This window comes from Mangrovimonas xylaniphaga (assembly GCF_001280435.1).
Taxonomy (GTDB): domain Bacteria; phylum Bacteroidota; class Bacteroidia; order Flavobacteriales; family Flavobacteriaceae; genus Mangrovimonas_A; species Mangrovimonas_A xylaniphaga.
This window is the reverse complement of the sequence record NZ_LBIP01000013.1, coordinates 383,714-406,883: the sequence shown is the minus strand read 5'-3', so window position 1 is coordinate 406,883 and position 23,170 is coordinate 383,714. Positions and strand designations below refer to the sequence as shown.

Here is a 23,170-nt window from a genome sequence, read left to right as displayed (position 1 = left end):
ATTATGAAGCAATCAGAAATTAAACAGCTATCTACAGCCGAGTTACAAGAACAACTTGGTGTGACCAAAAAGAGTTATGCAGACCTAAAAATGGCTCATGCAATCTCTCCTTTAGAAAATCCAATTCAATTGCGTTCTGTAAGACGTTCAATAGCAAGAATTGAGACTGAATTAACTAAAAGAGAACTACAATAACTGTATTCTGCTGAAAGATGGAAAAAAGAAACTTAAGAAAAGAACGTATAGGAGTTGTTACAAGTAACAAAATGCAGAAGTCCATTGTGGTTTCTGAGGTTAAGAAAGTAAAACACCCTATGTATGGTAAATTCGTGTTGAAAACGAAAAAATACGTTGCACACGATGAAACAAACGACTGTAACGTTGGAGATACTGTAAGGATCATGGAAACAAGACCTATGAGTAAATCTAAATGTTGGAGATTAGTAGAAATAATTGAAAGAGCGAAGTAATTATGGTACAACAAGAATCAAGATTAAAAGTAGCCGACAACACTGGAGCAAAAGAAGTATTAACAATACGTGTTCTAGGTGGTACTAAGAAGAGATATGCTTCTATTGGAGATAAAATTGTTGTTTCTGTAAAAGATGCAACTCCTAACGGAAACGTAAAAAAAGGAGCAGTTTCTACTGCTGTTGTTGTACGTACCGTGAAAGAAGTAAGACGCCCAGACGGATCTTACATTAGATTCGACGACAACGCTTGTGTACTTTTAAATGCTCAAGGTGAGATGAGAGGTACACGTGTATTTGGACCTGTTGCTAGAGAACTTCGTGATAAACAATTCATGAAAATTGTATCATTGGCACCTGAAGTGCTTTAATGACTAAACTAAGATGACAAAGCTTAAAATAAAATCAGGAGATACCGTAAAAGTAATTGCTGGAGACAACAAAGGCTCAGAAGGTAAAGTACTTAAAGTATTTGTAGATAAGAACAAGGCCATCGTAGAAGGAGTGAACATTGTGAAGAAGCACACTAAGCCAAGCGCACAAAATCCTCAAGGTGGTATCGTAGAGAAAGAAGCACCAATCCACATCTCGAATTTATCTTTGGTAAATTCTAAAGGTGAAACTACTAGAGTAGGTTACAAAATGGAAGGTGATAAAAAAGTAAGATTTGCCAAAAAATCTAATGAAGTAATATAGTAGTTATGACTTATACTCCAAGATTAAAACAAGAGTACCGCGACAGAATCGTTGCGGCTCTTACAGAAGAATTCGGTTATCAAAACGTAATGCAAGTACCTAAACTAGAAAAGATCATCTTATCTAGAGGAGTTGGTGCTGCGGTTGCTGACAAGAAATTAATCGATCATGCAGTTGAAGAATTAACTAAGATCTCTGGACAAAAAGCTGTAGCTACACTTTCTAAAAAAGACGTTGCAACTTTCAAATTACGTAAGGGAATGCCAATTGGTGCCCGCGTAACCTTAAGAGGAGAGAGAATGTACGAATTCTTAGATCGTTTGATTACTTCAGCTTTACCACGTGTAAGAGATTTTGGTGGTATCAAAGCTACTGGATTTGATGGTAGAGGTAATTACAACTTAGGTATTACCGAACAAATCATTTTCCCAGAAATTGATATTGACAAAATCAACAAAATATCAGGAATGGACATTACCTTTGTAACGTCTGCAGAGACTGATAAAGAAGCACATTCGTTATTAACTGAATTAGGACTACCTTTTCAAAAGAACTAAGATATGGCTAAAGAATCAATGAAAGCCCGTGAGGTAAAAAGAGCAAAAACAGTAGCTAAGTATGCTGAGAAACGTAAAGCTTTAAAAGAAGCTGGAGATTACGAAGCACTACAAAAGTTACCTAAAAATGCTTCTCCAGTACGTATGCACAACAGATGTAAACTTACAGGAAGACCTAAAGGGTATGTTCGTACATTTGGAATTTCACGTGTAATGTTGCGTGAAATGGCAAATAAAGGACTTATTCCAGGAGTGAAAAAAGCTAGCTGGTAAAAAAAGAATTATAAACTGGTTTGAAGTTCGGAGCCGAAGGTCGGCTCCGAAAACCAAAACCGCAAATTAATATACATGTATACAGATCCTATCGCAGATTATCTAACAAGAATTAGAAATGCCGTGAAAGCCAACCACAGAGTGGTTGAGATTCCAGCATCTAAGCTGAAAAAGGAAATTACTAAAATATTATTCGATCAAGGATATATTTTAAGTTACAAGTTTGACGATTCTTCAGTACAAGGGAGCATTAAAATCGCCCTTAAGTACAACAAAGAAACTAAAGAGCCTGTAATCAAAAAGATTCAAAGAATCAGTAAACCAGGTTTACGTAAATATGCAGGTGCCAATGAAATGCCAAGAATTCTTAACGGTCTTGGAATTGCTATTGTTTCAACATCTCACGGTGTGTTAACAGGGAAGCAAGCGCAACAACAAAACGTTGGTGGAGAATTATTGTGTTACGTTTACTAATTTATAAAAACAGAAAGACATGTCAAGAATAGGTAAAAACCCAGTAGCTATCCCAGGAGGAGTTACAGTTGAAGTTAAAGACAATGTAATTACTGTAAAAGGTAAATTAGGTGAATTAACTCAAGAATTTTCTGGTGTAGAAATTAAAGTAGAAGAAGGAAACGTTATAGTTGAGCGTTCTTCAGATAAAAAAGACGAAAGAGCAAAACACGGTCTTTATAGAGCCTTGATTAACAATATGGTTAAGGGTGTATCTGAAGGGTGGACCAAGCAACTAGAATTGGTGGGTGTTGGTTATAGAGCATCAAACCAAGGACAAAAATTGGATTTAGCATTAGGTTTTTCTCATAATATTATCTTAGATTTAGCTCCTGAAGTTAAAGTTGAGACCATATCTGAGAAAGGTAAAAATCCAATCGTTAAATTAACCTCTCACGACAAACAGTTGGTAGGACAAGTAGCTGCGAAAATCCGTAGTTTCAGAAAGCCAGAGCCTTACAAAGGAAAAGGTATCAAGTTTGTTGGTGAAGAATTAAGAAGAAAAGCAGGTAAATCAGCTTAATAGTTAAGTTATGGCATTGACAAAGAATCAGAAAAGACTAAGAATAAAAAGCAGAATCCGTAAAATAGTTTCAGGAACTGAAGCTAGACCGCGATTAGCTGTATTTAGAAGCAATAAAGAAATTTATGCTCAACTTATAAACGATGTAACTGGTACAACTATCAGTTCTGCATCTTCAAGAGATAAAGATATTAGCGCTGCTGCTGGAAACAAAACTGAAATTGCTGCCTTGGTAGGTAAAGCAATCGCAGAGAAAGCTCTTAAAGCAGGTGTTGATACTATTTCTTTTGATAGAGGAGGATATAAATATCACGGAAGAGTTAAATCATTGGCAGAAGGTGCTAGAGAAGCAGGACTAAAATTCTAAGAAATTATGTATCAAAAATATAAAAACGCAGAATTGGTAAAACCAGGTGGATTAGATCTTAAAGATCGTTTAGTTGGTGTACAAAGGGTTACTAAAGTAACAAAAGGAGGTAGAGCATTCGGATTTTCAGCTATCGTAGTAGTTGGAGATGAAGCTGGAGTAGTAGGACACGGTTTAGGAAAATCTAAAGACGTTGCTACTGCTATCGCTAAAGCTGTAGAAGATGCTAAGAAAAACTTGGTAAAAATTCCAATTATCAAAGGAACTTTACCACACGAGCAAAAAGGTAAATTTGGTGGTGCAAGAGTAAACATTATTCCTGCAGCTCCTGGTACCGGGGTAATTGCTGGTGGTGCTGTAAGAACAGTTTTGGAAGCAGTTGGAGTACATGATGTATTGTCTAAATCTCAAGGATCTTCTAACCCTCACAACGTGGTAAAAGCTACTTTTGACGCATTATTACAATTAAGAAGTGCTGAATCTGTAGCTAGGGATAGGGGAATTTCTCTTGAAAAAGTATTTAACGGTTAATTTATAGGACGATGGCAAAAATTAGAGTAACAAAAGTAAGAAGCGCAATCAACCGTACGCAAACCCAAAAGAGAACTTTGGAAGCTTTAGGTTTGAGAAAGATCGGTCAGGTTGTAGAACATGATGCCACTCCAAACATCGTTGGTATGGTGAATAAAGTTAAACATTTAGTTTCTGTTGAAGAAACAAAATAATACAGCATAGAAATGGACTTAAGTAATTTAACACCAGCTGAAGGCTCAGTTAAAAATCAAGGTAAGAGAGTAGGTAGAGGACAAGGTTCTGGAAAAGGTGGTACCGCTACACGTGGACACAAAGGAGCTAAGTCTCGTTCTGGATATTCTAAGAAAGTTGGTTTTGAAGGTGGACAAATGCCTCTTCAAAGACGTGTACCTAAATTTGGATTTACTAATGTTAACCGTGTAGAGTACCAAGGTGTGAACCTTGATACATTACAACAGTTGGTTGATGATAATAAGGTGAAGGATACTGTTGATTTTAATACATTGGTTGAACTTGGTTTGGCTGGTAAAAACGAACTAGTGAAAATCCTAGGTCGTGGAGAATTGAAATCTAAACTAAAAGTATCTGCTCATAAATTTACTGCTTCAGCAAAAGCTGCAATTGAAGCTGCAGGTGGAGAAGCCGTAACTTTATAAGACCTATTAGAGTATGAAATTTATAGACACTTTAAAAAATGTTTGGAAAATAACGGAACTAAAAGACAGGATCGTGCTTACGCTCGGCCTGCTTTTGGTTTATCGTTTTGGTGCACAAGTAGTGCTTCCTGGTATTGATGCATCTCAATTGGGAGGTTTGGCAAACAATACCGAAGATGGACTTCTTGGGCTCTTAAATGCATTTACAGGAGGAGCATTTGCTAATGCTTCTGTTTTTGCATTGGGTATTATGCCATATATCTCTGCTTCTATCGTGGTGCAGTTGATGGGAATTGCAATTCCTTATCTTCAAAAGCTACAAAAAGAAGGAGAAAGTGGGCGTAAAAAAATCAACCAGATTACTCGTTGGTTAACCATTGGTATCTGTTTGGTTCAAGCACCAGGATATTTGGCAAGTTTACCTACTTTAGGTATTCCTCAAAGTGCCTTTTTATTGGGTACAGGAGGGATGTTCTATTTTTCATCTATAATCATCTTGGTAACAGGTACTGTTTTCGCAATGTGGTTGGGTGAAAAAATCACCGACAAAGGAATTGGTAATGGTATTTCATTATTGATTATGGTAGGAATCATTGCTAAGTTGCCACAAAACTTCTTGCAAGAATATGCAGCAAGGGTTACACAATCAAACGGTGGTTTGATCATGATCTTGATCGAGCTTGTAATTTGGTTGTTGATCATCCTTGGATCTATCATGCTAGTTATGGGAGTACGTAAAGTAGCTGTTGAATATGCTAGACGTACTGCTACTGGTGGATATGAAAAGAATGTTTTTGGTACCAGACAATTTTTACCTTTAAAATTGAATGCTTCAGGTGTAATGCCAATCATCTTCGCACAGGCAATTATGTTTGTGCCTAGTTTAATTGGAAAATCATTTGGTTCTGGAGCCGTAGGTACATGGATGCAAACACAGTTCTCAGATATCTTCGGATTCTGGTACAACGTGGTATTTGCATTATTGATTATTGTATTTACATATTTTTATACTGCTATTACTGTTCCAACAAACAAAATGGCAGATGATTTAAAGCGTAGTGGTGGTTTTATCCCAGGTATTCGTCCTGGATCTGAAACTTCAGAATATTTGGATAAGATAATGTCGCAAATTACCTTACCTGGTTCTATCTTCTTGGCTTTGATAGCTGTGTTCCCAGCAATCATCGTAAAGCTTATGGATGTACAGGCAGGTTGGGCCTTATTTTTTGGAGGGACATCATTACTAATTATGGTAGGAGTTGCAATAGATACCATGCAACAAGTAAATTCTTACTTGTTAAACAAACACTATGATGGCTTGATGAAAACTGGTAAAAATAGAAAAGCAGTAGCTTAAATTATTATACTATGGCAAAACAGGCAGCAATAGAACAAGACGGATCAATCATCGAAGCATTGTCTAACGCAATGTTCCGAGTTGAGTTGGAGAATGGTCATATTGTGACTGCGCATATTTCTGGTAAAATGCGTATGCACTATATTAAACTGTTACCAGGAGACAAAGTAAAATTAGAAATGAGTCCTTACGATTTAACTAAGGCTAGAATAACTTATAGATACTAATACGATGAAAGTAAGAGCATCAGTTAAAAAAAGAAGCGCAGACTGTAAACTAGTGCGCAGAAAAGGTAGACTTTACGTGATTAACAAAAAGAATCCTAGATTCAAACAAAGACAAGGGTAATTATGGCAAGAATTGCAGGTGTAGACATACCAAAACAGAAAAGAGGAGTTATCTCTTTAACTTATATCTATGGAATAGGTAGAAGTAGAGCGAAAGAAATTTTAGCGGCAGCTAAAGTTGACGAGAGCACAAAAGTACAAGACTGGACAGACGACCAAATCGGAAGCATCCGTGAGGCTGTTGCAGCTTATACTATTGAAGGTGAGCTTCGTTCTGAAACTCAATTGAACATTAAACGTTTAATGGACATTGGATGTTACAGAGGTATTCGTCATAGAGCGGGACTTCCATTAAGAGGTCAACGTACTAAAAACAACTCTAGAACAAGAAAAGGTAGAAGAAAAACAGTTGCAAACAAGAAAAAGGCAACTAAATAATAATTAGTAACATGGCAAAGTCAAATACTAAAATTAAAAAGCGTAAAGTAATTGTTGACTCTATTGGAGAAGCGCATATTGCGGCCTCTTTCAACAATATCATCATCTCTTTGACTAACAAAAAAGGAGATGTTATAGCATGGTCATCTGCCGGTAAAATGGGGTTCCGTGGTTCTAAAAAGAACACGCCATATGCTGCGCAATTGGCTGCAGAGGATGCTGCAGGTGTAGCTAAAGAAGCAGGTTTGAAAAAAGTGAAGGTTTATGTAAAAGGACCAGGTAACGGAAGAGAATCTGCTATTAGATCTATCCATAACTCAGGTATCGAAGTATCAGAAATTATCGATGTTACTCCACTACCACACAATGGATGTAGACCTCCAAAAAGAAGAAGAGTATAATTTATTCAGAAATTTTATAATTAATATCAATTGTTTTTACAATTGATATTAATTATTTCTGTTAAATTTGCAAGCTGAAAAATTTATAAACAAGTATTAACGGGAGAGTTATTGTTTATCGAAGGATAAGAATAAGACCTTAATTCATAAACACTCCCACAATTAATTTTAACAAATGGCAAGATATACTGGTCCTAAAACTAAGATAGCCCGTAAATTCGGTGAAGCTATCTATGGAGATGACAAGGCTTTTGAAAAAAGAAACTATCCTCCAGGTCAACACGGTATCAACAAGCGTCGTGGAAAAAAATCTGAATATGCTGTTCAATTGATGGAGAAGCAAAAAGCAAAATACACTTACGGTATTTTGGAAAAGCAATTCAGAAACATGTTCAAAAAAGCAACTGCTGCTCCTGGAATTACAGGTGAAGTATTGTTACAACTTTGTGAATCTAGACTTGACAACGTAGTTTACAGAATGGGTATTGCCCCTTCTCGTAGTGGAGCTAGACAATTGGTTTCTCACAGACACATTACTGTAAACGGAGAAATCGTAAACGTTCCTTCTTACCAATTGAAAGCTGGTGATGTTGTAGCAGTAAGAGAAAAATCAAAATCTTTAGAAACCATTCTAAATTCATTGGCTAATTCTAGTGAAGTTTATGAGTGGATTACTTGGAATAGCGAAACCAAGCAAGGAACTTATGTTTCAGTTCCTGCAAGAGTGCAAATTCCAGAAAATATCAACGAGCAATTCATCGTCGAATTATACTCTAAATAATAACTAGAAACAAAACACACAATATGGCAATATTAAATTTTCAGAAGCCTGACAAAGTAATCATGATTGATTCTACTGATTTTGAAGGTAAATTCGAATTTAGACCTTTAGAACCAGGATATGGATTGACAGTAGGTAACGCTTTAAGACGAGTGTTATTATCTTCTTTGGAAGGATTTGCCATTACATCTGTTAAAATAGAAACCGTGGATCACGAGTTTTCTACCATTGCAGGAGTAGTGGAAGATGTTACAGAAATTATTTTGAACTTAAAGCAGGTTCGCTTCAAGCGCCAAATTGATGAAATCGATAACGAATCTGTTTCTATTTCTATTTCTGGACAAGAGCAAATCACAGCAGGTGATTTTCAAAAGTTCATTTCTGGTTTCCAAGTGTTGAACAAAGATCTTGTGATCTGTAACTTGGATCCAAAGGTGAACATCAACATGGAAATTACTATTGAAAAAGGTAGAGGATATGTGCCTGCTGAGGAAAACAAAAAAGCTTCTGCTCCAATTGGTACTATATTTACCGATTCAATTTATACGCCAATAAAAAATGTGAAGTATAGTATTGAAAACTATCGTGTTGAGCAAAAGACCGATTACGAGAAATTGGTTTTCGAAATCATTACAGATGGGTCAATACACCCAAAAGATGCTTTAACAGAAGCTGCTAAAATCCTTATTCACCACTTCATGTTGTTCTCTGACGAGCGCATTACCCTTGAAGCGGATGAAATTGCACAAACAGAAACTTATGATGAAGAATCACTTCACATGAGACAGTTATTGAAGACCAAATTGGTTGACATGGACCTTTCTGTAAGAGCATTGAACTGTTTGAAAGCGGCTGAAGTAGACACATTGGGAGATTTGGTTTCTTTTAATAAGAACGATTTGATGAAATTCAGAAACTTCGGTAAAAAGTCCTTAACAGAGTTGGAAGAACTTGTAATCGTTAAGGGATTAAGTTTCGGAATGGATTTGAGCAAATACAAATTAGATAAAGACTAACAAACAAATTCCTTCATAGTTTGCTCCCCAATCATGGGTTGAGCAAGATGAAGGTTAACATCAAATGTCATGAGACACGGAAAGAAATTTAACCATTTAGGAAGAAAGACAGCTCATAGAAAAGCAATGTTGGCCAATATGGCTTGTTCTTTAATCGAGCACAAGCGTATCAACACCACAGTTGCTAAAGCTAAAGCGTTAAAACTTTTTGTTGAGCCTTTGATTACAAAATCAAAAGAAGACACTACGCACAACAGACGTATTGTTATGGCTCGTTTAAGACAAAAAGAAGCGGTTGCGGAGTTGTTCAGAGATGTTGCTGCCAAAGTAGGAGATCGTCCAGGAGGATACACAAGAATCATTAAGTTGGGTAACCGTCTTGGGGATAACGCTGATATGGCAATGATCGAGTTGGTTGATTACAATGAAATCTACAATGCTGGGAAACCAGAAAAGAAAACTACCCGTAGAAGTAGAAGAGGTGGATCTAAAGCTGCTGCTCCTGCACCAGCTGCTGCTGAAACTAAAACTGCAAACGAGGAAGAAGAATAGAAAGTACTTTAATACTTTAAATTCAAAAGGGATAAACAATTTGTTTATCCCTTTTTTTTTGTCCATCTTTAAACTGATTAACCATAAAACCAACTTATTATGAAATCCATTCTTTTTGTTTTTATTACCACCTTCCTCACGATTAGTGCTGGTATTGCCCAAAATTTTAGTTCGGGACAAACCAGCAACGATTTAAGGAGAGACCTCTCGCAAGGAGGAAGTATTTGGGTGTCTACTAGGTCGAAAAACACTAACATTGAAGGGAGTGTTTACTTGTTTAGTAGTTGGGTTAATGTTTCAACAGTTTATATGAAGGAAGCCTCTTATCAAATACAAAACCTTAATTATAATATAGATAAGGATCAATTGGAAGCAAAGTTTGCTGAGGATTCTGTTCTAGTTCTTAATTCTCAAGAGGTTTTAAGGGTTAAAATCTATAATGTTGAACTGGCTCAATACTATAATGCTGAGAAAAAGAAAAGGGGCTTTTTTCAAACAGTTGTGGACACAGGTGAATTTATGTTGCTTAAACAATATTCCGTTAGTATTAAAGAAGGAACATTTAATCCAATGACACAACAAAGGACTAAGCCCGATGAATATGTGAAACACGAAGAATACTTTATCAAAAGAAAGGAACAAGAAGGTTTAAAAGCCATAAAATTGAGGAAAAGTGTAATTTTAGAGTTAGTAGGCTCAAAAGGTGATCAAATCAAGGCCTATGTTAAGGATAATAATCTTCGTTACAATAATGATTTTGATATTAGCAAAATTTTAACTTACTATAATTCCCTGTCAATTTAAAATATAGCCGCTAACATTTTAGTTTGTCCTTTTTTTTGTGGAAATTTGCAAAACTTTTCGAACAAATGAAGTACAATAAAAGAGACAAAGCTTTAGTATTATTATCTGACGGAACCATTTTTTACGGGAAATCCATCGGACAATCTGGAACTGCTTTTGGTGAAGTATGTTTTAATACAGGAACTACAGGGTATCAAGAGATTTTTACAGACCCATCGTATTTTGGGCAAATCATGGTAGCAACCAATGCTCATATTGGGAATTATGGTACCAAAGAAGAAGAAGTAGAATCTGATTCTATCAAGATTTCAGGTTTGATCTGCAAAAATTTCAGTTTCAATTATTCACGTGAAGCTGCCGATGATTCTTTGAAAAATTTCTTTGAAAAGAATAACGTTTTGGCAATTTCAGATGTGGATACGCGTGCCTTGGTAAGCTACATTAGAGAGAACGGTGCTATGAATGCTGTAATCTCTACGGATGTTGACAATATTGAAGGTTTAAAAGAGCAATTGGCAAAAGTACCAGAAATGAATGGTTTGGAGTTGGCATCAAAAGTGTCTACCAAGGAGCCTTATTATTTCGGAGATGAAAACGCTACGTATAGAATTGCTGCGTTAGACTTGGGAATCAAGAAGAATATCCTTCGTAATTTAGCAAAACGTGATGCGTACATTAAGGTGTTCCCATACAATGCTACTTTTGAAGAGATGAACGAATGGAATCCTGATGGGTATTTCTTATCTAATGGTCCTGGTGATCCAGAACCTTTGGAAGGAGCTCAAGCGGTTGCAAAGAAAATAATTGAAAGAAACTTGCCGTTATTTGGGATTTGTTTAGGGCATCAAGTAATTGCTTTGGCCAACGGTATTTCTACATACAAGATGCATAACGGGCATAGAGGAATCAATCATCCGGTTAAAAACTTAGCAACTGGAAAAGGTGAAATTACTTCTCAAAACCATGGATTCGCCATTAATAGAGAAGAAACCGAAAGCCACCCAGATATTGAGATTAGCCATGTTCACCTTAATGACAATACGGTAGCAGGGATCAAGATGAAGAGCAAAAATGTGTTCTCGGTACAATACCACCCGGAGGCAAGTCCAGGTCCACACGATTCTTCCTATTTGTTTGATCAATTTATAGAAAACATCAAAAATAAATAATGGAAAAACCTCAAAGAAATTCACTTTTTTTTGAGGTTTTTTTTATTCGAAAACAATGTAGTAAGATTAATGTATAATAATGGTTTTGGAGCCATTATTTGGGTAACTATTTCGTAAATTTGTTAAAGAAAAAATAGATAATTAAGTAATAAGTAATCAACCTTAAACTAAGCATTATGAGCATAATAATTAACATTCACGCAAGACAAATATTAGATTCAAGAGGAAATCCAACCGTAGAGGTTGATGTAGTAACGGAAAACGGCGTTATGGGAAGAGCTGCAGTACCATCAGGAGCATCTACTGGTGAGCATGAGGCTGTGGAGCTTAGAGACGGTGGCGATTCTTATATGGGTAAAGGCGTTTTAAAGGCTGTAGAAAACGTAAATTCTGTAATTGCTCAAGAGTTGTTGGGTGTTTCTGTATTTGAACAGAATGTTATCGATAAAATGATGATTGATTTGGACGGAACTCCAAATAAATCAAAATTGGGAGCCAATGCCATTTTGGGAGTGTCTTTGGCTGTTGCTAAAGCAGCTGCTAATGAATTGGGAATGCCACTTTACAGATATGTAGGTGGTGTGTCAGCTAAGACATTGCCAGTACCAATGATGAACATCATCAATGGAGGTTCTCACAGTGATGCGCCTATCGCGTTCCAAGAATTTATGGTGATGCCAGTAAAGGCTAAAAACTTTACGCACGCTATGCAAATGGGAACTGAAATTTTCCACAACCTTAAAAAAGTATTACATGATAGAGGTTTAAGTACTGCTGTAGGTGATGAAGGAGGTTTTGCGCCTACTTTAGATGGTACAGAAGATGCTATTGAATCTATCCAAAAAGCTGTTGAAAAAGCAGGTTATAAATTTGGAGATGAAGTGATGATTGCTTTGGACTGTGCTTCAGCGGAATTCTATGTAGATGGAAAATACGACTATACTAAATTCGAAGGCAATAAGGGAGTGGTGAGAACTTCTGAAGAGCAAGCAAATTACTTAGCGGAATTGGTGGCTAAATATCCAATTATCTCGATTGAGGATGGTATGGATGAAAACGATTGGGATGGTTGGAAATATTTAACTGAACTTATCGGAGATAAAGTACAATTGGTTGGAGATGACCTTTATGTAACTAACGTAGAGCGTTTGGCTAAAGGTATCGAGAATGGCATTGCTAATTCTATCTTGATCAAAGTAAACCAAATTGGAACACTTTCTGAAACTATTGCAGCTGTAAACATGGCGCACAACGCTGGCTATACTTCTGTAATGTCTCACCGTTCTGGAGAAACTGAAGACAACACAATCGCTGATTTGGCTGTAGCTTTAAATACAGGGCAAATTAAAACAGGATCGGCTTCACGTAGTGACCGTATGGCAAAATACAACCAATTGTTGCGTATTGAGGAAGAATTGGGAGATGTTGCTTACTATCCGCAAACAAATGCGTTTAAAGTAAAATAACCATAATTTTAAGTGATAATACATTTAGAAGAGCCCTCTGTGAAAACAGAGGGCTTTTTTATTGCTAGTGAGAAATTATTTTAATTTTAATATTGAAATAATGTGTAAACATTTTATTACTCAATTTATTTTAAGTAATTTATGATGAAATAAAGTACGTTAAGCCAAACCCATATAATTCAGTGTTGGCATTTCAAAAAAAGCATAAAATAAGTCATTAGTTAAAACTAAAACCTCAATACATGCAGTCAAACTTTCTTTTTGTTTCAGCCGAAAATGACGCAATCAAAAACTGTAAAGCAGGGGGGATGGGAGATGTAGTTAGGGATGTGCCTAGGCAGATTGCAGCATTTGGAGATAGAGCCCATGTTGTAACGCCTGCTTATGGCAGATTGCATGTAAACGGGGAAAAGCTTACTGAGGTACATTTTTCTTATCGTGGCCAAGAAGAAATGGCCGAAGTATACAAGGTTACTCCCAAAAAGGAATATGATAATATTACACATTACGTTATTCATCATCCTGAAATTGTTTCCGGAAATATTGCACATATCTATTTTAACGATCCAGAGCAACCTTTCTTTACAGATGCCTGTATGTTTTCATTGTTTTGTACGGCCGTTGCCCAAGCCATAAAACAGGACGTTTTTGGTCATCTTGATGTCGTACATCTACACGATTGGCATTCCAGTATGGTACTTTTTTTGAGAGCTTACCATCCTGCGTATGGTTTTTTAAATAACATTAGGTTTGTATATTCCATTCATAATTTAGCTATTCAGGGCATTCGTCCCTTTGAAGGTAGCACGTCCTCACTAAAGGCCTTTTATCCAGAGGTAGAGTTTGATTACGATCGTTTAAAAGATCCTAGGTACCATGATTGTATTAACCTTATGGCTTTGGGAATTAAGTTTGCAAATGCCGTACATACCGTATCACCCTCCTATAAAGAGGACATTATGAAGCCTAGTGATTTTCCAAACTTTATTGGAGGAGAAGGCCTAGAAGGGTTTTTAAAAGAGGCTAATGATGAGGAGCGTTTGTTCGGAATTTTAAATGGTTGCAACTATAAAAACATCAATTTGGTTCCACATGGTGCTTTTTATGTGAATGCTATTCAAGCTATTTTTGAATGGCTTCAAAATCCGGATAAAGAGTACAAATCGCAGTTTTTGGTACATACTGGCGAGAAAATCGTTAAATTGATCAAAGACCCAGCAAAGTTTGTTTGCGCCAGTGTAGCGAGGCTTACAGAGCAGAAGTTTTATTTTTATAAACACTCCCCAGAATTATTAATTTCTATTTTAGAAAAACTCAAACCTGTAAATGGTATATATGTTATTTTGGGTACTGGTGCCCCAGAATACGAGGAGTTGCTTCATAAAATTAGTTACGATTACGAAAATTTTATCTTCTTCAACGGACAGTCTGAGGAAGTTATCGATTCTATTTACACCGAATCCAATCTGTATTTAATGCCTAGTCTTTTTGAGCCCTGCGGTATCAGTCAAATGTTGGCAATGCGGAATGCCCAGCCTTGTTTGGTGCACCATACTGGTGGATTGAAGGATACGGTGAAGCATATGAAAACGGGCTTTGCTTTTGACGGGGCAACTATTGATGAAAAAACACAAAACTTTATAAAGGTGTTCCAAAAGGCTTTGGATGTGTTTTTCAAAGATAAACCCAAGTGGGATGACATTTGTCTTAATGCAAAGGCCCAAAAATTCACATGGAAATCTTCAGTGATAGAATATTACCACAAATTATACAAATTGGAAGTTAACGAGGAAATTTATCAAGAATAAATCCTAAATATTGAAAATAAGACACTTACGAAATTTGTAATTCTAACCTTGTTTTCGGTATCAATTTTATTAATATTTCAATAGTTAAATCCTTTGTTGAGAAGCTTTAATAATCGTGAGATATTTCATAAATTTGGGGCTGTCGTTTCAAGACAACCATTTAAAAACTTTTTATTGAAATATGTCAGATAAAGCTATATTAGAAATTAACGGTCAAAAACATGAGTTTCCTTTAATCAAAGGCTCAGAAGATGAAGTTGCCATCGATATCAAAAATTTGCGAAGTGCTACCAATGGAGTAATTACCATTGACCCGGGATATAAAAATACTGGAGCGTGTGAAAGTGCTATCACATTTTTGGATGGAGAAAAAGGAATTTTGAGATATAGGGGCTATTCTATTGAAGAATTAGCCGAAAAGGCCGATTTCTTAGAAGTAGCTTATTTGTTGATTTTTGGAGAATTGCCAACCCAAGAGCAATTGGACCAATTTCACAGCGATATAAAAAAGCACTCTGTTGTTGATGATGATATTAAAAAGATTGTGGATGCATTTCCTAGATCTGCACACCCAATGGGAGTGTTGTCCTCTTTAACCAGTGCACTTACGGCATTTAACCCTTCTTCGGTAAATGTAGATTCTGAGGAAGAAATGTACAATGCCATTGTTCGAATTTTGGCTAAGTTCCCGGTATTGGTAGCTTGGACAATGCACAAGAAATTAGGATTGCCATTAGATTATGGAGATAAGAATTTGGGTTATGTAGAGAACATTTTGAAAATGTTGTTCAAACAACCAAACGAAGAATATGTTCAAAATCCAATTTTGATCAATGCTTTGGACAAGTTATTGATTCTTCACGCAGATCACGAGCAAAACTGTTCTACTTCTACTGTTAGAATTGTAGGATCTTCTCATGCTGGTTTGTTTGCATCACTTTCTGCTGGTATTTCTGCGCTTTGGGGACCACTTCACGGTGGAGCTAACCAAGCTGTTTTGGAAATGTTGGAAGCTATTAAAGCAGATGGTGGCGATACCAAAAAATACATGGGGAAAGCCAAAGATAAAGACGATCCATTCCGTTTGATGGGATTCGGACACCGTGTGTACAAGAACTTCGATCCTAGAGCTAAAATCATCAAAAAAGCTGCCGATGAAGTATTGGGAGATTTAGGAATTGAAGATCCTATCTTGGATATCGCAAAAGGATTGGAAAAAGAAGCTTTGGAAGACATGTACTTTGTAGACCGTAAGCTATATCCAAACGTAGATTTCTACTCTGGAATCATTTATAGAGCTATGGGAATTCCTACGGACATGTTTACAGTAATGTTTGCTTTAGGAAGACTTCCAGGTTGGATTGCACAGTGGAGAGAAATGAGATTGCGTAAAGAACCAATTGGACGTCCACGTCAAGTGTACGTTGGAGAAACGTTAAGATCTTTCAAAGAAAGAAAAGACAGATAAAAGATTTTATAAATAGAAAAAACTGCCTTAAAATTGCATACGCTCTTTTTGGGCAGTTTTTTTTTATAACTCATACACTTTATGTTACAATTACATGTTAATGACGAGACGTCACGTCTTAGAGCAGTTGTTTTAGGAATCGCAGAAAGTATCGGTCCCATTCCAACGGAAGAAAAGGCTTATGATCCTAAATCCATAGAACATATCAAAGCAGGTACATATCCCAAAGAAGATGATATGATCAAGGAAATGGACGCGGTGGCTAAAGTGTTTGAAAAGTATGATGTCACTGTTTTTAGACCAAAAACAATAAAGGATTACAATCAAATTTTTGCTCGTGACATTGCTTTCGTAATTGAAGATAAATTGATTAAAGCCAATATCCTTCCTGATCGTGAACGTGAGGTGGAGGCCATTCAGCATGTCATTGATCAAATTCCTTCAGAAAATGTGATAACTCTACCTGAAGATTGTCACGTGGAAGGGGGAGATGTGATGTTGTATGGAGATTATATTTTTGTGGGAACTTATTCCGGTCCAGATTATTCCAATTTCATAACGGCAAGAACCAATATGGATGCTGTAATTGTGCTACAAGAGTTGTTTCCTGAGAAAATAGTGAAGGCCTTCGAACTTCGAAAATCCAACACCAACGCCAAGGAAAATGCTCTTCATTTGGATTGTTGTTTTCAACCTGTCGGTGAAGATAAAGCAATCCTCCATAAAAATGGATTTTTGGTTGAAAGCGAATACAATTGGTTGGTAGATTTCTTTGGAAAGGAGAATATTTTTGAAATCACTAAAGATGAAATGTATAATATGTATAGTAATGTATTTTCCATTTCTGAAAATGTAGTGATTTCCGAGCGTAATTTTACCAGATTAAACGATTGGCTAAGGTCTAATGGATTTACCGTAGAGGAGGTGCCTTATGCTGAAATAGCAAAGCAGGAAGGCTTGTTGCGCTGTTCTACAATGCCTTTAATAAGAGATTAGGTTTATTTGCGGTAAAGAAAGTAGTTTTTTACCAAATCAATATAAATACGCTTGGCTTCTTCACGGCTTACATTTTGAACCTGGAAAAGCGCATTGGTTTTAAAAGCATTGATAATAGGCTTTCGGCTACTTGGCCGACCATAATCCCCTGTGGCCTTTTTATAGTAGGCGTAAAGGCGCAATAAAAAGTCTGCAGGAAAAGGTTCCGTATAACTGTTAACCATTTTTACGGCTTCCTTAAATTCAATATCCAATTCTTCAGGTGTCATTAGATCTCAGCTATAATGCTTTCGCCTCCTTTTACAACTTGATTAAGGCTTACTTTTATATCGGCATCTAGGGGTAAAAATACGTCTACTCTAGAGCCAAATTTAATAAAGCCAGAATCGGCTCCTTGTATAGCTTTATCATTTTCTTTGGCATAGTTTACAATACGTTTTGCCAAAGCTCCCGCAATTTGACGGTAAAGTACTTTTCCAAAGGTGGGACTGTTTACTACTACTGTTGTACGTTCGTTTTCCTCACTCGCTTTTGGGTGCCATGCTACCAAATATTTTCCTGGATGGTATTTACTGTACACTACATTTCCTCCAACAGGGTAACGGGTTACATGCACATTGATTGGCGACATGAAAACAGATACTTGTATACGCTTTTCATTGAAGAATTCTTTTTCAAAAACTTCTTCAATAACCACCACTTTACCATCAACAGGGGAGAGGGCGTGGTGCTCGTTTGCTACCGTGTTTCTTTTTGGGTTTCTGAAAAACTGCAAAATCAAAATCAAGAAAACCAAAGCTGCCAACATTAAAACCGTTCTTAGCCATGGCAATTGAACAGTGTAATCAATAGTCATTAATAATGCAACCACAATAACCAGTGTGATGAAAATAATTTTATGCCCTTCTTTATGAAACATAGGTAATAAATCTTAAATATAAATAGATAAAAGGTGCTGCAAATATAATGCTGTCCAAACGGTCCAGTAATCCACCGTGACCAGGCATAATTACCCCGCTATCCTTTACGTTAGCTTGTCTTTTGAACTTAGATTCAATCAAATCCCCTAAAGTGCCAAAAACACTTGCAATAATAGCCATAGCAAGCCAGTTGTTGAACGTTAAGGTATCTGTAAATTTAGCAATAAAATAGCTAGCTACACAGGAAAAAAACAATCCACCTAAAAATCCTTCAACGGTTTTCTTTGGAGACACTTTGGCAAATAGTTTTTGTTTTCCAAAATTCTTTCCAACCAAATAAGCAAAGGTATCATTGGTCCACAAAAGAATAAAGGTTCCCAAAAGCAGTAATGGAGTAAAAGTGTGGTGTAGGTTGGCAATTAAAAACAAAAACACAAAACCGCTGGACAAATAAAATGTGGTGATGATGTATCTCTTAGAACTGAAAAGAGGAATGGTTTTTTCAGAAAACAAATCCTTAATCAAAAATAATTGCACGAAGATGGTAATGACATGAAGTATTTGAATGGAATCATTAAATCCGGATTTAGAATTCACAATGGAAACCCAATATCCAAATACAAAATATAAGATTGTAAAGATAATGTAAGGAAGAAACTTTTGTAGCCCAATCAACTTTTTGAACTCTGCCAAGCAAACTAGACCAAACAGGTAAAATAAAATTGCCAATGCCCATTTCCAACAAAGAGAAAGCATGAGCAAGCTAACGTATAAAATACCGGATAGAGTCCTAGTAACAAGTTCTTTCATGAATTGTTTTTATATGCTTAGAAAAAAGGATTAAGATGTCCGCCTATAGATCCTCTAGAAGGAGCAAATATAAGTTTTTTGAACTACTTCCGTAGGAAAGGAAATCTTTATCTTCAGTAGGGGCCTTAAAGTGCTTAATGGTAGTAATGTTGGTAGGGATTTTTTCCTTGTTTTTCCCTTTTATTCCTCTAAGACCTTCGCCAATATTTTCAACAAATTGGCTTGTGGTAGCATAAATGATAAAATTTGGGGGAAGTTCAATAAGCTTTTTCTCGGCAATTTGATTGGATGAAATCAATAAGGAACCATCATCAGAAATCAAATATTCACAAGTAGATAAAAAGTAGGTAGCCTCAGAAAGGTTTTTGGTAGACTGGTATTGCATTCCTTTGAAAAGCTCTTTTAAGCGATCATCCAGCAATAAAACAGATTCATTCTGCCAGTCATTTTCACTTAAAATCAGTCTAAGGCTATCTCTTATTTCGTCAAGATTTTCACAATACAGGAATTTACCACCATTAGCCTTAAAATTGATCGTGAATCTTTCATCTACAGGTAGCTTGATCTCCGGCATGTACTTGCCTCTCTCTTCGTTTTTTATGTTATCCTCTTCATTATCAGACTTAAGTCCGAAGATTTTACGAAATAGACTCATGTATGAATTGCTATTAACCCGGGTTATTCGTATTGTATTAATTCAAATATAAAAAAACTTAAAGTAACACATGGTTAATTTAAGTTTTTTATAAAAACATTAGGTGTTTTTCCTATGCTTCTTTTTCCTTTTCAAAAGGTCTTTTTCCAAATATTTTTTCAAGGTTATCCTTAAAGATGACTTCTTTGTCAAGGAGGACTTCAGCTAGTTCAGTAAGCTTGTCTTTGTTCTCTTCAAGAATCTTGATGGCACGAGCATATTGCTCTTCAATGATATCTGAAATTTCCTTATCAATCAATTCAGCAGTTTGCTCGCTATAAGGTTTTGTAAAGCCATATTCTGATTGTCCAGAGGAATCGTAATAGGTTAAATTACCCACCTTATCACTAAGGCCATAAATGGTTACCATAGCTCTTGCTTGTTTGGTGACCTTTTCAAGATCGCTCAAGGCTCCAGTAGAAATTTTGTCGAAAATTACTTTCTCAGCAGCTCTACCTCCAAGGGCAGCACACATTTCATCCAACATTTGTTCTGGGCGCACAATCAAGCGCTCTTCAGGTAAATACCAAGCAGCACCAAGTGATTGTCCACGTGGTACAATGGTTACTTTTACCAAAGGTGCAGCGTGTTCCAACATCCAACTTATAGTTGCGTGACCAGCTTCGTGATAAGCTACGGCACGTTTTTCTTCAGGAGTGATGATTTTGTTCTTCTTCTCCAAACCTCCAACGATACGATCTACGGCATCTAAAAAGTCTTGCTTGTCAACGGCTTTTTTGCCATTTCTAGCCGCGATTAAAGCCGCTTCGTTACATACGTTGGCAATATCAGCTCCAGAGAATCCTGGGGTTTGTTTGGCAAGGAAATCGATATCCAATTTTTCAGATTGCTTGATAGGTCTTAAGTGGACTTCAAAAATTTCTTTACGTTCTCTTACGTCTGGAAGATCTACAAAAATCTGACGGTCGAAACGACCAGCACGCATAAGCGCTTTATCCAAAACATCGGCTCTGTTGGTAGCGGCCAATACAATAACGTTGGTATTGGTTCCAAAACCATCCATTTCAGTCAAAAGTTGGTTAAGCGTATTTTCACGTTCGTCATTAGACCCTGAGAAATTGCTTTTACCACGGGCTCTACCAATCGCATCAATTTCATCTATGAATATGATAGAAGGTGATTTCTCTTTAGCTTGTTTAAACAAGTCTCTTACTCTAGAAGCACCAACTCCTACGAACATCTCCACAAAATCTGATCCAGATAATGAGAAGAATGGAACTTTAGCTTCACCTGCAACGGCTTTAGCCAATAAGGTTTTACCTGTACCTGGAGGTCCTACCAATAATGCTCCTTTTGGGATTTTACCTCCCAAAGAGGTGTATTTTTCAGGGTTTTTAAGGAAGTCTACAATTTCTTGTACTTCTTCTTTGGCACCTTCCAAACCAGCTACATCTTTAAAAGATGTCTTCACATCTGTTTTTTCATCAAAGAGTTTGGCTTTTGACTTTCCAATATTGAAAATCTGACCACCAGCACCACCGCCACCTCCAGAAGACATACGACGCATAATAAATACCCAAACGGCAATGATCAATACAAACGGCAATAAAGAGATAAGGAAATTGCCCCAAAGGTTTTCCTCGGTTTTATATTTTACCTCTGTAGTAAGGTTATTGTCCTTAATGGTTTCATTAATTCCTTTTTCGAAGTTTTGTAAATCTCCAAATTCAAAAGAATAGTTTGGTAAAGGCGCAACCGTAGGTAAGATACTGTTTGGAATGGTTTTTTTGTGAACCTCCTTTTTCTCGGCTTCGTCAGTTAGGTAAACCTTAGCTTCTCTTTTGTTGATGATTTCAATTTTGGAAACATCCCCATCTTTAAGGAATTCCAAAAATTGTTGGGGTGTGGTAGTGGATGTAGTTTCACTGCCAAAACCTCCAAATAATAATTGTACAGCTAAAATCCCCAATATTGCGATTCCATAGATCCAATAGAGGTTAAATTTTGGTTTTTTGTTGGTGTTCTTATTGTCGTTTGCCATTAATGCTCTTTTAGTAACTTGTTTCTATAACGGTTGTTTTTGCGTCTCCCCAAAGGCTTTCTATGTCATAGTACTCTCTAACGTGTTTTTGGAACACATGTACTACAACGTTCACATAATCGATAAGTACCCACTCGGCATTGTCGACACCTTCAACATGCCAAGGGTTATCTTTAAGCGTTTTACTAACCTTTTTTTGGATGGAATTGACTATGGCGTTCACCTGTGTATTGGAAGTTCCTTCGCAAACAATAAAATAATCACAGACAGTGTTTTCAATTTCTCTTAAATCTAGAATTGTAATCTCCTTCCCTTTAACATCTTCAATACCAGCTAATATCGTTGCTATTAGTTGATCTACATTACTGTTTTTTTTAGCCATTAAATTGATTTAGTTTTGTGCAAAGTTATTATTTTTTTAGTTCTTTTGAACCTTAAATTTTATTAAGAAAAATATAAAGTAATAAATATTTCCTTTATGCACATTATCAAACTTAGTGCCATTGACTCAACCAATTCCTATTTACGGCAGTTAAGTGCTGCTCAAGTACTTGAGGATTACACGGTTGTTATGACTGATAGACAAACAGAAGGGCGCGGGCAAATGGGGACTCAATGGGATGCTCAAGATGGTAAAAACCTTACTGTTAGCGTGCTTAAGGACATTTCTTTTTTGAAAATTCAAGACCAATTTTTCATCAGTATGGCCGCTGCTTTGGCAATCTCCGATGTCTTGAAATATTTTGGATTAAAAAGGGTAAAAGTAAAATGGCCAAACGACATTTTGTCAGAAAACAAGAAAATTGCTGGCATTCTGATTGAAAATGTCATTAAACAAAATCAAATCCAGCATACCATTATCGGTGTAGGACTTAATGTTAATCAAACTGAATACCCCGATTTGCCCCAAGCGTCGTCCATGCGTCTAATTTCCGGAAATGTTTTTGATCTAGATGAAGTGTTGAATAAGATTATCAATAAAATGGAGCATTATTTTACGATGCTCGAAAATGGCGAGACCAAAGAACTTAAAAGGTTATATGAAAAGCGACTGTTCAGAATAAATAAGCCTTCAACATTTAAGGATGTTGAAGGCCATCTATTTGCGGGTTTTATAAAAGGTGTGACGGACTCTGGGAGTCTTGAAGTTCTTTTGGAAGATGAAGTCCTTAAAACATTCGATCTTAAAGAAATTACCTTATTGTATTAAACCGTGGTTGTCATTTTGGTTACAAGCGTCTCTATGAACTTGGAGATAGGTCCTTTGACCATCATGGCCATCATAGGGTTGAAATCGCCTGCAAAGGCTAGCTGAACTTCACTTTTGTTGTCTGCAGTTTCAGCAATAGATCCGGTTAAAGAAAAGTCCATCTTGCCACCGGCTGCACCTAACACAATTTTATTCGGGGCGATAGTTTCTTTCTTTTTTAGTACGATTTCCGGCATACCTTTTAGTGCAAACAAAAAGGTGTCGTCCCCTAAAATTTCAAATTTGCTAATGTTCTCAGGCATTAACTTTTCAAAATTTTTCACTTCCGATAAGAAATCAAAGGTTTCTTGAGGGGTTTTGTCTACAATTACTTTTGGGGATTCTAAATTCATGTCGTTTTTT

General features: G+C 36.5%; 34 protein-coding genes. 27 read left to right on the top strand and 7 right to left on the bottom strand.

Going from position 1 to position 23,170, the window contains the following annotated elements:
* Nucleotides 1-3 precede the first annotated feature (3 nt).
* The 26 genes from rpmC to ZA06_RS01860 all read left to right on the top strand — a co-directional run bounded on the left by rpmC (nt 4) and on the right by ZA06_RS01860 (nt 17,132).
* Nucleotides 4-195: a 50S ribosomal protein L29 gene (gene rpmC, locus ZA06_RS01980; RefSeq protein WP_053975737.1), complete on the top strand. Its 192-nt coding sequence runs from the start codon at nt 4-6 to the stop codon at nt 193-195.
* 17 nt (nt 196-212) lie between these two features.
* Nucleotides 213-470, top strand: coding sequence for a 30S ribosomal protein S17 (gene rpsQ, locus ZA06_RS01975; RefSeq protein WP_053975736.1), 258 nt, complete (start codon nt 213-215; stop codon nt 468-470).
* A gap of 2 nt (nt 471-472) precedes the next feature.
* Nucleotides 473-841: a 50S ribosomal protein L14 gene (gene rplN, locus ZA06_RS01970; protein WP_053975735.1), complete on the top strand. Its 369-nt coding sequence runs from the start codon at nt 473-475 to the stop codon at nt 839-841.
* Nucleotides 842-854: 13 nt separating this feature from the next.
* Nucleotides 855-1,166 carry a 50S ribosomal protein L24 gene (gene rplX, locus ZA06_RS01965; RefSeq protein WP_053975734.1) on the top strand — a complete coding sequence of 104 codons (312 nt, stop codon included), beginning with the start codon at nt 855-857 and terminating at the stop codon, nt 1,164-1,166.
* A gap of 5 nt (nt 1,167-1,171) precedes the next feature.
* Entirely contained in the window at nt 1,172-1,723 is a 552-nt protein-coding gene (gene rplE, locus ZA06_RS01960) for a 50S ribosomal protein L5 (protein WP_053975733.1), read from the top strand.
* A gap of 3 nt (nt 1,724-1,726) precedes the next feature.
* Nucleotides 1,727-1,996, top strand: a complete 270-nt coding sequence (gene rpsN, locus ZA06_RS01955) for a 30S ribosomal protein S14 (protein ID WP_053975732.1) — start codon at nt 1,727-1,729, stop codon at nt 1,994-1,996.
* A 75-nt stretch (nt 1,997-2,071) separates the two neighbouring features.
* A complete protein-coding gene (gene rpsH, locus ZA06_RS01950; protein WP_053975731.1) occupies nt 2,072-2,470 on the top strand; it encodes a 30S ribosomal protein S8 in 399 nt (132 codons plus the stop codon).
* Between the two features lie 19 nt (nt 2,471-2,489).
* On the top strand, nt 2,490-3,032 hold the full coding sequence (gene rplF / locus ZA06_RS01945) for a 50S ribosomal protein L6 (protein ID WP_053975730.1): 543 nt from the start codon (nt 2,490-2,492) through the stop codon (nt 3,030-3,032).
* Between the two features lie 10 nt (nt 3,033-3,042).
* On the top strand, nt 3,043-3,399 hold the full coding sequence (gene rplR, locus ZA06_RS01940) for a 50S ribosomal protein L18 (protein WP_053975729.1): 357 nt from the start codon (nt 3,043-3,045) through the stop codon (nt 3,397-3,399).
* 6 nt (nt 3,400-3,405) lie between these two features.
* Nucleotides 3,406-3,930: a 30S ribosomal protein S5 gene (gene rpsE / locus ZA06_RS01935; protein WP_053975728.1), complete on the top strand. Its 525-nt coding sequence runs from the start codon at nt 3,406-3,408 to the stop codon at nt 3,928-3,930.
* Between the two features lie 11 nt (nt 3,931-3,941).
* On the top strand, nt 3,942-4,124 hold the full coding sequence (gene rpmD, locus ZA06_RS01930) for a 50S ribosomal protein L30 (RefSeq protein WP_053975727.1): 183 nt from the start codon (nt 3,942-3,944) through the stop codon (nt 4,122-4,124).
* 12 nt (nt 4,125-4,136) lie between these two features.
* A complete protein-coding gene (gene rplO / locus ZA06_RS01925) occupies nt 4,137-4,589 on the top strand; it encodes a 50S ribosomal protein L15 (protein ID WP_053975726.1) in 453 nt (150 codons plus the stop codon).
* Nucleotides 4,590-4,602: 13 nt separating this feature from the next.
* Nucleotides 4,603-5,946, top strand: coding sequence for a preprotein translocase subunit SecY (gene secY, locus ZA06_RS01920; RefSeq protein WP_053975725.1), 1,344 nt, complete (start codon nt 4,603-4,605; stop codon nt 5,944-5,946).
* An 11-nt stretch (nt 5,947-5,957) separates the two neighbouring features.
* Nucleotides 5,958-6,173 carry a translation initiation factor IF-1 gene (gene infA, locus ZA06_RS01915; RefSeq protein ID WP_026753784.1) on the top strand — a complete coding sequence of 72 codons (216 nt, stop codon included), beginning with the start codon at nt 5,958-5,960 and terminating at the stop codon, nt 6,171-6,173.
* A gap of 4 nt (nt 6,174-6,177) precedes the next feature.
* Entirely contained in the window at nt 6,178-6,294 is a 117-nt protein-coding gene (ykgO, locus tag ZA06_RS16705) for a type B 50S ribosomal protein L36 (protein WP_008269159.1), read from the top strand.
* Between the two features lie 2 nt (nt 6,295-6,296).
* Complete coding sequence (gene rpsM, locus ZA06_RS01910; RefSeq protein WP_053975724.1) at nt 6,297-6,671, top strand: 30S ribosomal protein S13; 375 nt, start codon at nt 6,297-6,299, stop codon at nt 6,669-6,671.
* A gap of 11 nt (nt 6,672-6,682) precedes the next feature.
* Complete coding sequence (gene rpsK, locus ZA06_RS01905; RefSeq protein WP_053975723.1) at nt 6,683-7,072, top strand: 30S ribosomal protein S11; 390 nt, start codon at nt 6,683-6,685, stop codon at nt 7,070-7,072.
* 175 nt (nt 7,073-7,247) lie between these two features.
* A complete protein-coding gene (gene rpsD, locus ZA06_RS01900) occupies nt 7,248-7,853 on the top strand; it encodes a 30S ribosomal protein S4 (RefSeq protein WP_053975722.1) in 606 nt (201 codons plus the stop codon).
* 23 nt (nt 7,854-7,876) lie between these two features.
* A complete protein-coding gene (locus ZA06_RS01895; protein ID WP_053975721.1) occupies nt 7,877-8,869 on the top strand; it encodes a DNA-directed RNA polymerase subunit alpha in 993 nt (330 codons plus the stop codon).
* A 69-nt stretch (nt 8,870-8,938) separates the two neighbouring features.
* Nucleotides 8,939-9,421 carry a 50S ribosomal protein L17 gene (gene rplQ, locus ZA06_RS01890; RefSeq protein WP_053975720.1) on the top strand — a complete coding sequence of 161 codons (483 nt, stop codon included), beginning with the start codon at nt 8,939-8,941 and terminating at the stop codon, nt 9,419-9,421.
* Nucleotides 9,422-9,520: 99 nt separating this feature from the next.
* A complete protein-coding gene (locus ZA06_RS01885) occupies nt 9,521-10,225 on the top strand; it encodes a hypothetical protein (RefSeq protein ID WP_053975719.1) in 705 nt (234 codons plus the stop codon).
* Between the two features lie 65 nt (nt 10,226-10,290).
* A complete protein-coding gene (gene carA, locus ZA06_RS01880) occupies nt 10,291-11,394 on the top strand; it encodes a glutamine-hydrolyzing carbamoyl-phosphate synthase small subunit (RefSeq protein WP_053975718.1) in 1,104 nt (367 codons plus the stop codon).
* A gap of 176 nt (nt 11,395-11,570) precedes the next feature.
* Entirely contained in the window at nt 11,571-12,860 is a 1,290-nt protein-coding gene (gene eno / locus ZA06_RS01875) for a phosphopyruvate hydratase (RefSeq protein WP_053975717.1), read from the top strand.
* A gap of 242 nt (nt 12,861-13,102) precedes the next feature.
* Nucleotides 13,103-14,668, top strand: a complete 1,566-nt coding sequence (locus tag ZA06_RS01870) for a glycogen synthase (protein ID WP_053975716.1) — start codon at nt 13,103-13,105, stop codon at nt 14,666-14,668.
* A gap of 181 nt (nt 14,669-14,849) precedes the next feature.
* Nucleotides 14,850-16,136 carry a citrate synthase gene (locus ZA06_RS01865; protein WP_053975715.1) on the top strand — a complete coding sequence of 429 codons (1,287 nt, stop codon included), beginning with the start codon at nt 14,850-14,852 and terminating at the stop codon, nt 16,134-16,136.
* An 81-nt stretch (nt 16,137-16,217) separates the two neighbouring features.
* Nucleotides 16,218-17,132: a dimethylarginine dimethylaminohydrolase family protein gene (locus ZA06_RS01860; protein WP_053975714.1), complete on the top strand. Its 915-nt coding sequence runs from the start codon at nt 16,218-16,220 to the stop codon at nt 17,130-17,132.
* Between the two features lie 2 nt (nt 17,133-17,134).
* Here ZA06_RS01860 and ZA06_RS01855 read toward each other — a convergent pair whose 3' ends face one another.
* The 6 genes from ZA06_RS01855 to rsfS all read right to left on the bottom strand — a co-directional run bounded on the left by ZA06_RS01855 (nt 17,135) and on the right by rsfS (nt 21,940).
* Complete coding sequence (locus ZA06_RS01855; protein WP_053975713.1) at nt 17,135-17,401, bottom strand: acyl-CoA-binding protein; 267 nt, start codon at nt 17,399-17,401, stop codon at nt 17,135-17,137.
* The gene (locus ZA06_RS01850; RefSeq protein ID WP_053975712.1) at nt 17,401-18,051 is read right to left on the bottom strand and encodes a phosphatidylserine decarboxylase family protein; all 651 of its coding nucleotides are present in this window, start codon (nt 18,049-18,051) and stop codon (nt 17,401-17,403) included. Before ZA06_RS01850 ends, ZA06_RS01855 begins: the two co-directional genes overlap by 1 nt.
* Entirely contained in the window at nt 18,041-18,862 is an 822-nt protein-coding gene (locus ZA06_RS01845) for a phosphatidate cytidylyltransferase (RefSeq protein WP_053975711.1), read from the bottom strand. Before ZA06_RS01845 ends, ZA06_RS01850 begins: the two co-directional genes overlap by 11 nt.
* A 43-nt stretch (nt 18,863-18,905) precedes the next feature.
* Entirely contained in the window at nt 18,906-19,517 is a 612-nt protein-coding gene (locus ZA06_RS01840) for an LUD domain-containing protein (protein WP_053975710.1), read from the bottom strand.
* 112 nt (nt 19,518-19,629) lie between these two features.
* Nucleotides 19,630-21,558 (bottom strand): ATP-dependent zinc metalloprotease FtsH, encoded by a 1,929-nt coding sequence (gene ftsH, locus ZA06_RS01835; RefSeq protein WP_053975709.1) that lies wholly within the window; start codon nt 21,556-21,558, stop codon nt 19,630-19,632.
* Nucleotides 21,559-21,568: 10 nt separating this feature from the next.
* A complete protein-coding gene (rsfS, locus tag ZA06_RS01830; protein WP_053975708.1) occupies nt 21,569-21,940 on the bottom strand; it encodes a ribosome silencing factor in 372 nt (123 codons plus the stop codon).
* 96 nt (nt 21,941-22,036) lie between these two features.
* Between rsfS and ZA06_RS01825 the strand changes: the two genes are divergently transcribed.
* On the top strand, nt 22,037-22,768 hold the full coding sequence (locus ZA06_RS01825; RefSeq protein ID WP_053975707.1) for a biotin--[acetyl-CoA-carboxylase] ligase: 732 nt from the start codon (nt 22,037-22,039) through the stop codon (nt 22,766-22,768).
* Here ZA06_RS01825 and ZA06_RS01820 read toward each other — a convergent pair.
* The gene (locus ZA06_RS01820) at nt 22,765-23,160 is read right to left on the bottom strand and encodes an SRPBCC family protein (protein WP_053975706.1); all 396 of its coding nucleotides are present in this window, start codon (nt 23,158-23,160) and stop codon (nt 22,765-22,767) included. The two genes, ZA06_RS01825 and ZA06_RS01820, sit on opposite strands and share 4 nt — an antisense overlap.
* Nucleotides 23,161-23,170 lie beyond the last annotated feature (10 nt).

Excerpts from the sequence above, each read along its gene's own strand:
- rpmC (WP_053975737.1), top strand. The coding sequence starts at position 4 with ATGAAGCAATCAGAAATTAAACAGCTATCTACAGCCGAGTTACAAGAA.
- rpsQ (WP_053975736.1), top strand. The coding sequence starts at position 213 with ATGGAAAAAAGAAACTTAAGAAAAGAACGTATAGGAGTTGTTACAAGT.
- rplN (WP_053975735.1), top strand. The coding sequence starts at position 473 with ATGGTACAACAAGAATCAAGATTAAAAGTAGCCGACAACACTGGAGCA.
- rplX (WP_053975734.1), top strand. The coding sequence starts at position 855 with ATGACAAAGCTTAAAATAAAATCAGGAGATACCGTAAAAGTAATTGCT.
- rplE (WP_053975733.1), top strand. The coding sequence starts at position 1,172 with ATGACTTATACTCCAAGATTAAAACAAGAGTACCGCGACAGAATCGTT.
- rpsN (WP_053975732.1), top strand. The coding sequence starts at position 1,727 with ATGGCTAAAGAATCAATGAAAGCCCGTGAGGTAAAAAGAGCAAAAACA.
- rpsH (WP_053975731.1), top strand. The coding sequence starts at position 2,072 with ATGTATACAGATCCTATCGCAGATTATCTAACAAGAATTAGAAATGCC.
- rplF (WP_053975730.1), top strand. The coding sequence starts at position 2,490 with ATGTCAAGAATAGGTAAAAACCCAGTAGCTATCCCAGGAGGAGTTACA.
- rplR (WP_053975729.1), top strand. The coding sequence starts at position 3,043 with ATGGCATTGACAAAGAATCAGAAAAGACTAAGAATAAAAAGCAGAATC.
- rpsE (WP_053975728.1), top strand. The coding sequence starts at position 3,406 with ATGTATCAAAAATATAAAAACGCAGAATTGGTAAAACCAGGTGGATTA.
- rpmD (WP_053975727.1), top strand. The coding sequence starts at position 3,942 with ATGGCAAAAATTAGAGTAACAAAAGTAAGAAGCGCAATCAACCGTACG.
- rplO (WP_053975726.1), top strand. The coding sequence starts at position 4,137 with ATGGACTTAAGTAATTTAACACCAGCTGAAGGCTCAGTTAAAAATCAA.
- secY (WP_053975725.1), top strand. The coding sequence starts at position 4,603 with ATGAAATTTATAGACACTTTAAAAAATGTTTGGAAAATAACGGAACTA.
- infA (WP_026753784.1), top strand. The coding sequence starts at position 5,958 with ATGGCAAAACAGGCAGCAATAGAACAAGACGGATCAATCATCGAAGCA.
- ykgO (WP_008269159.1), top strand. The coding sequence starts at position 6,178 with ATGAAAGTAAGAGCATCAGTTAAAAAAAGAAGCGCAGACTGTAAACTA.
- rpsM (WP_053975724.1), top strand. The coding sequence starts at position 6,297 with ATGGCAAGAATTGCAGGTGTAGACATACCAAAACAGAAAAGAGGAGTT.
- rpsK (WP_053975723.1), top strand. The coding sequence starts at position 6,683 with ATGGCAAAGTCAAATACTAAAATTAAAAAGCGTAAAGTAATTGTTGAC.
- rpsD (WP_053975722.1), top strand. The coding sequence starts at position 7,248 with ATGGCAAGATATACTGGTCCTAAAACTAAGATAGCCCGTAAATTCGGT.
- ZA06_RS01895 (WP_053975721.1), top strand. The coding sequence starts at position 7,877 with ATGGCAATATTAAATTTTCAGAAGCCTGACAAAGTAATCATGATTGAT.
- rplQ (WP_053975720.1), top strand. The coding sequence starts at position 8,939 with ATGAGACACGGAAAGAAATTTAACCATTTAGGAAGAAAGACAGCTCAT.
- ZA06_RS01885 (WP_053975719.1), top strand. The coding sequence starts at position 9,521 with ATGAAATCCATTCTTTTTGTTTTTATTACCACCTTCCTCACGATTAGT.
- carA (WP_053975718.1), top strand. The coding sequence starts at position 10,291 with ATGAAGTACAATAAAAGAGACAAAGCTTTAGTATTATTATCTGACGGA.
- eno (WP_053975717.1), top strand. The coding sequence starts at position 11,571 with ATGAGCATAATAATTAACATTCACGCAAGACAAATATTAGATTCAAGA.
- ZA06_RS01870 (WP_053975716.1), top strand. The coding sequence starts at position 13,103 with ATGCAGTCAAACTTTCTTTTTGTTTCAGCCGAAAATGACGCAATCAAA.
- ZA06_RS01865 (WP_053975715.1), top strand. The coding sequence starts at position 14,850 with ATGTCAGATAAAGCTATATTAGAAATTAACGGTCAAAAACATGAGTTT.
- ZA06_RS01860 (WP_053975714.1), top strand. The coding sequence starts at position 16,218 with ATGTTACAATTACATGTTAATGACGAGACGTCACGTCTTAGAGCAGTT.
- ZA06_RS01855 (WP_053975713.1), bottom strand. The coding sequence starts at position 17,401 with ATGACACCTGAAGAATTGGATATTGAATTTAAGGAAGCCGTAAAAATG.
- ZA06_RS01850 (WP_053975712.1), bottom strand. The coding sequence starts at position 18,051 with ATGTTTCATAAAGAAGGGCATAAAATTATTTTCATCACACTGGTTATT.
- ZA06_RS01845 (WP_053975711.1), bottom strand. The coding sequence starts at position 18,862 with ATGAAAGAACTTGTTACTAGGACTCTATCCGGTATTTTATACGTTAGC.
- ZA06_RS01840 (WP_053975710.1), bottom strand. The coding sequence starts at position 19,517 with ATGAGTCTATTTCGTAAAATCTTCGGACTTAAGTCTGATAATGAAGAG.
- ftsH (WP_053975709.1), bottom strand. The coding sequence starts at position 21,558 with ATGGCAAACGACAATAAGAACACCAACAAAAAACCAAAATTTAACCTC.
- rsfS (WP_053975708.1), bottom strand. The coding sequence starts at position 21,940 with ATGGCTAAAAAAAACAGTAATGTAGATCAACTAATAGCAACGATATTA.
- ZA06_RS01825 (WP_053975707.1), top strand. The coding sequence starts at position 22,037 with ATGCACATTATCAAACTTAGTGCCATTGACTCAACCAATTCCTATTTA.
- ZA06_RS01820 (WP_053975706.1), bottom strand. The coding sequence starts at position 23,160 with ATGAATTTAGAATCCCCAAAAGTAATTGTAGACAAAACCCCTCAAGAA.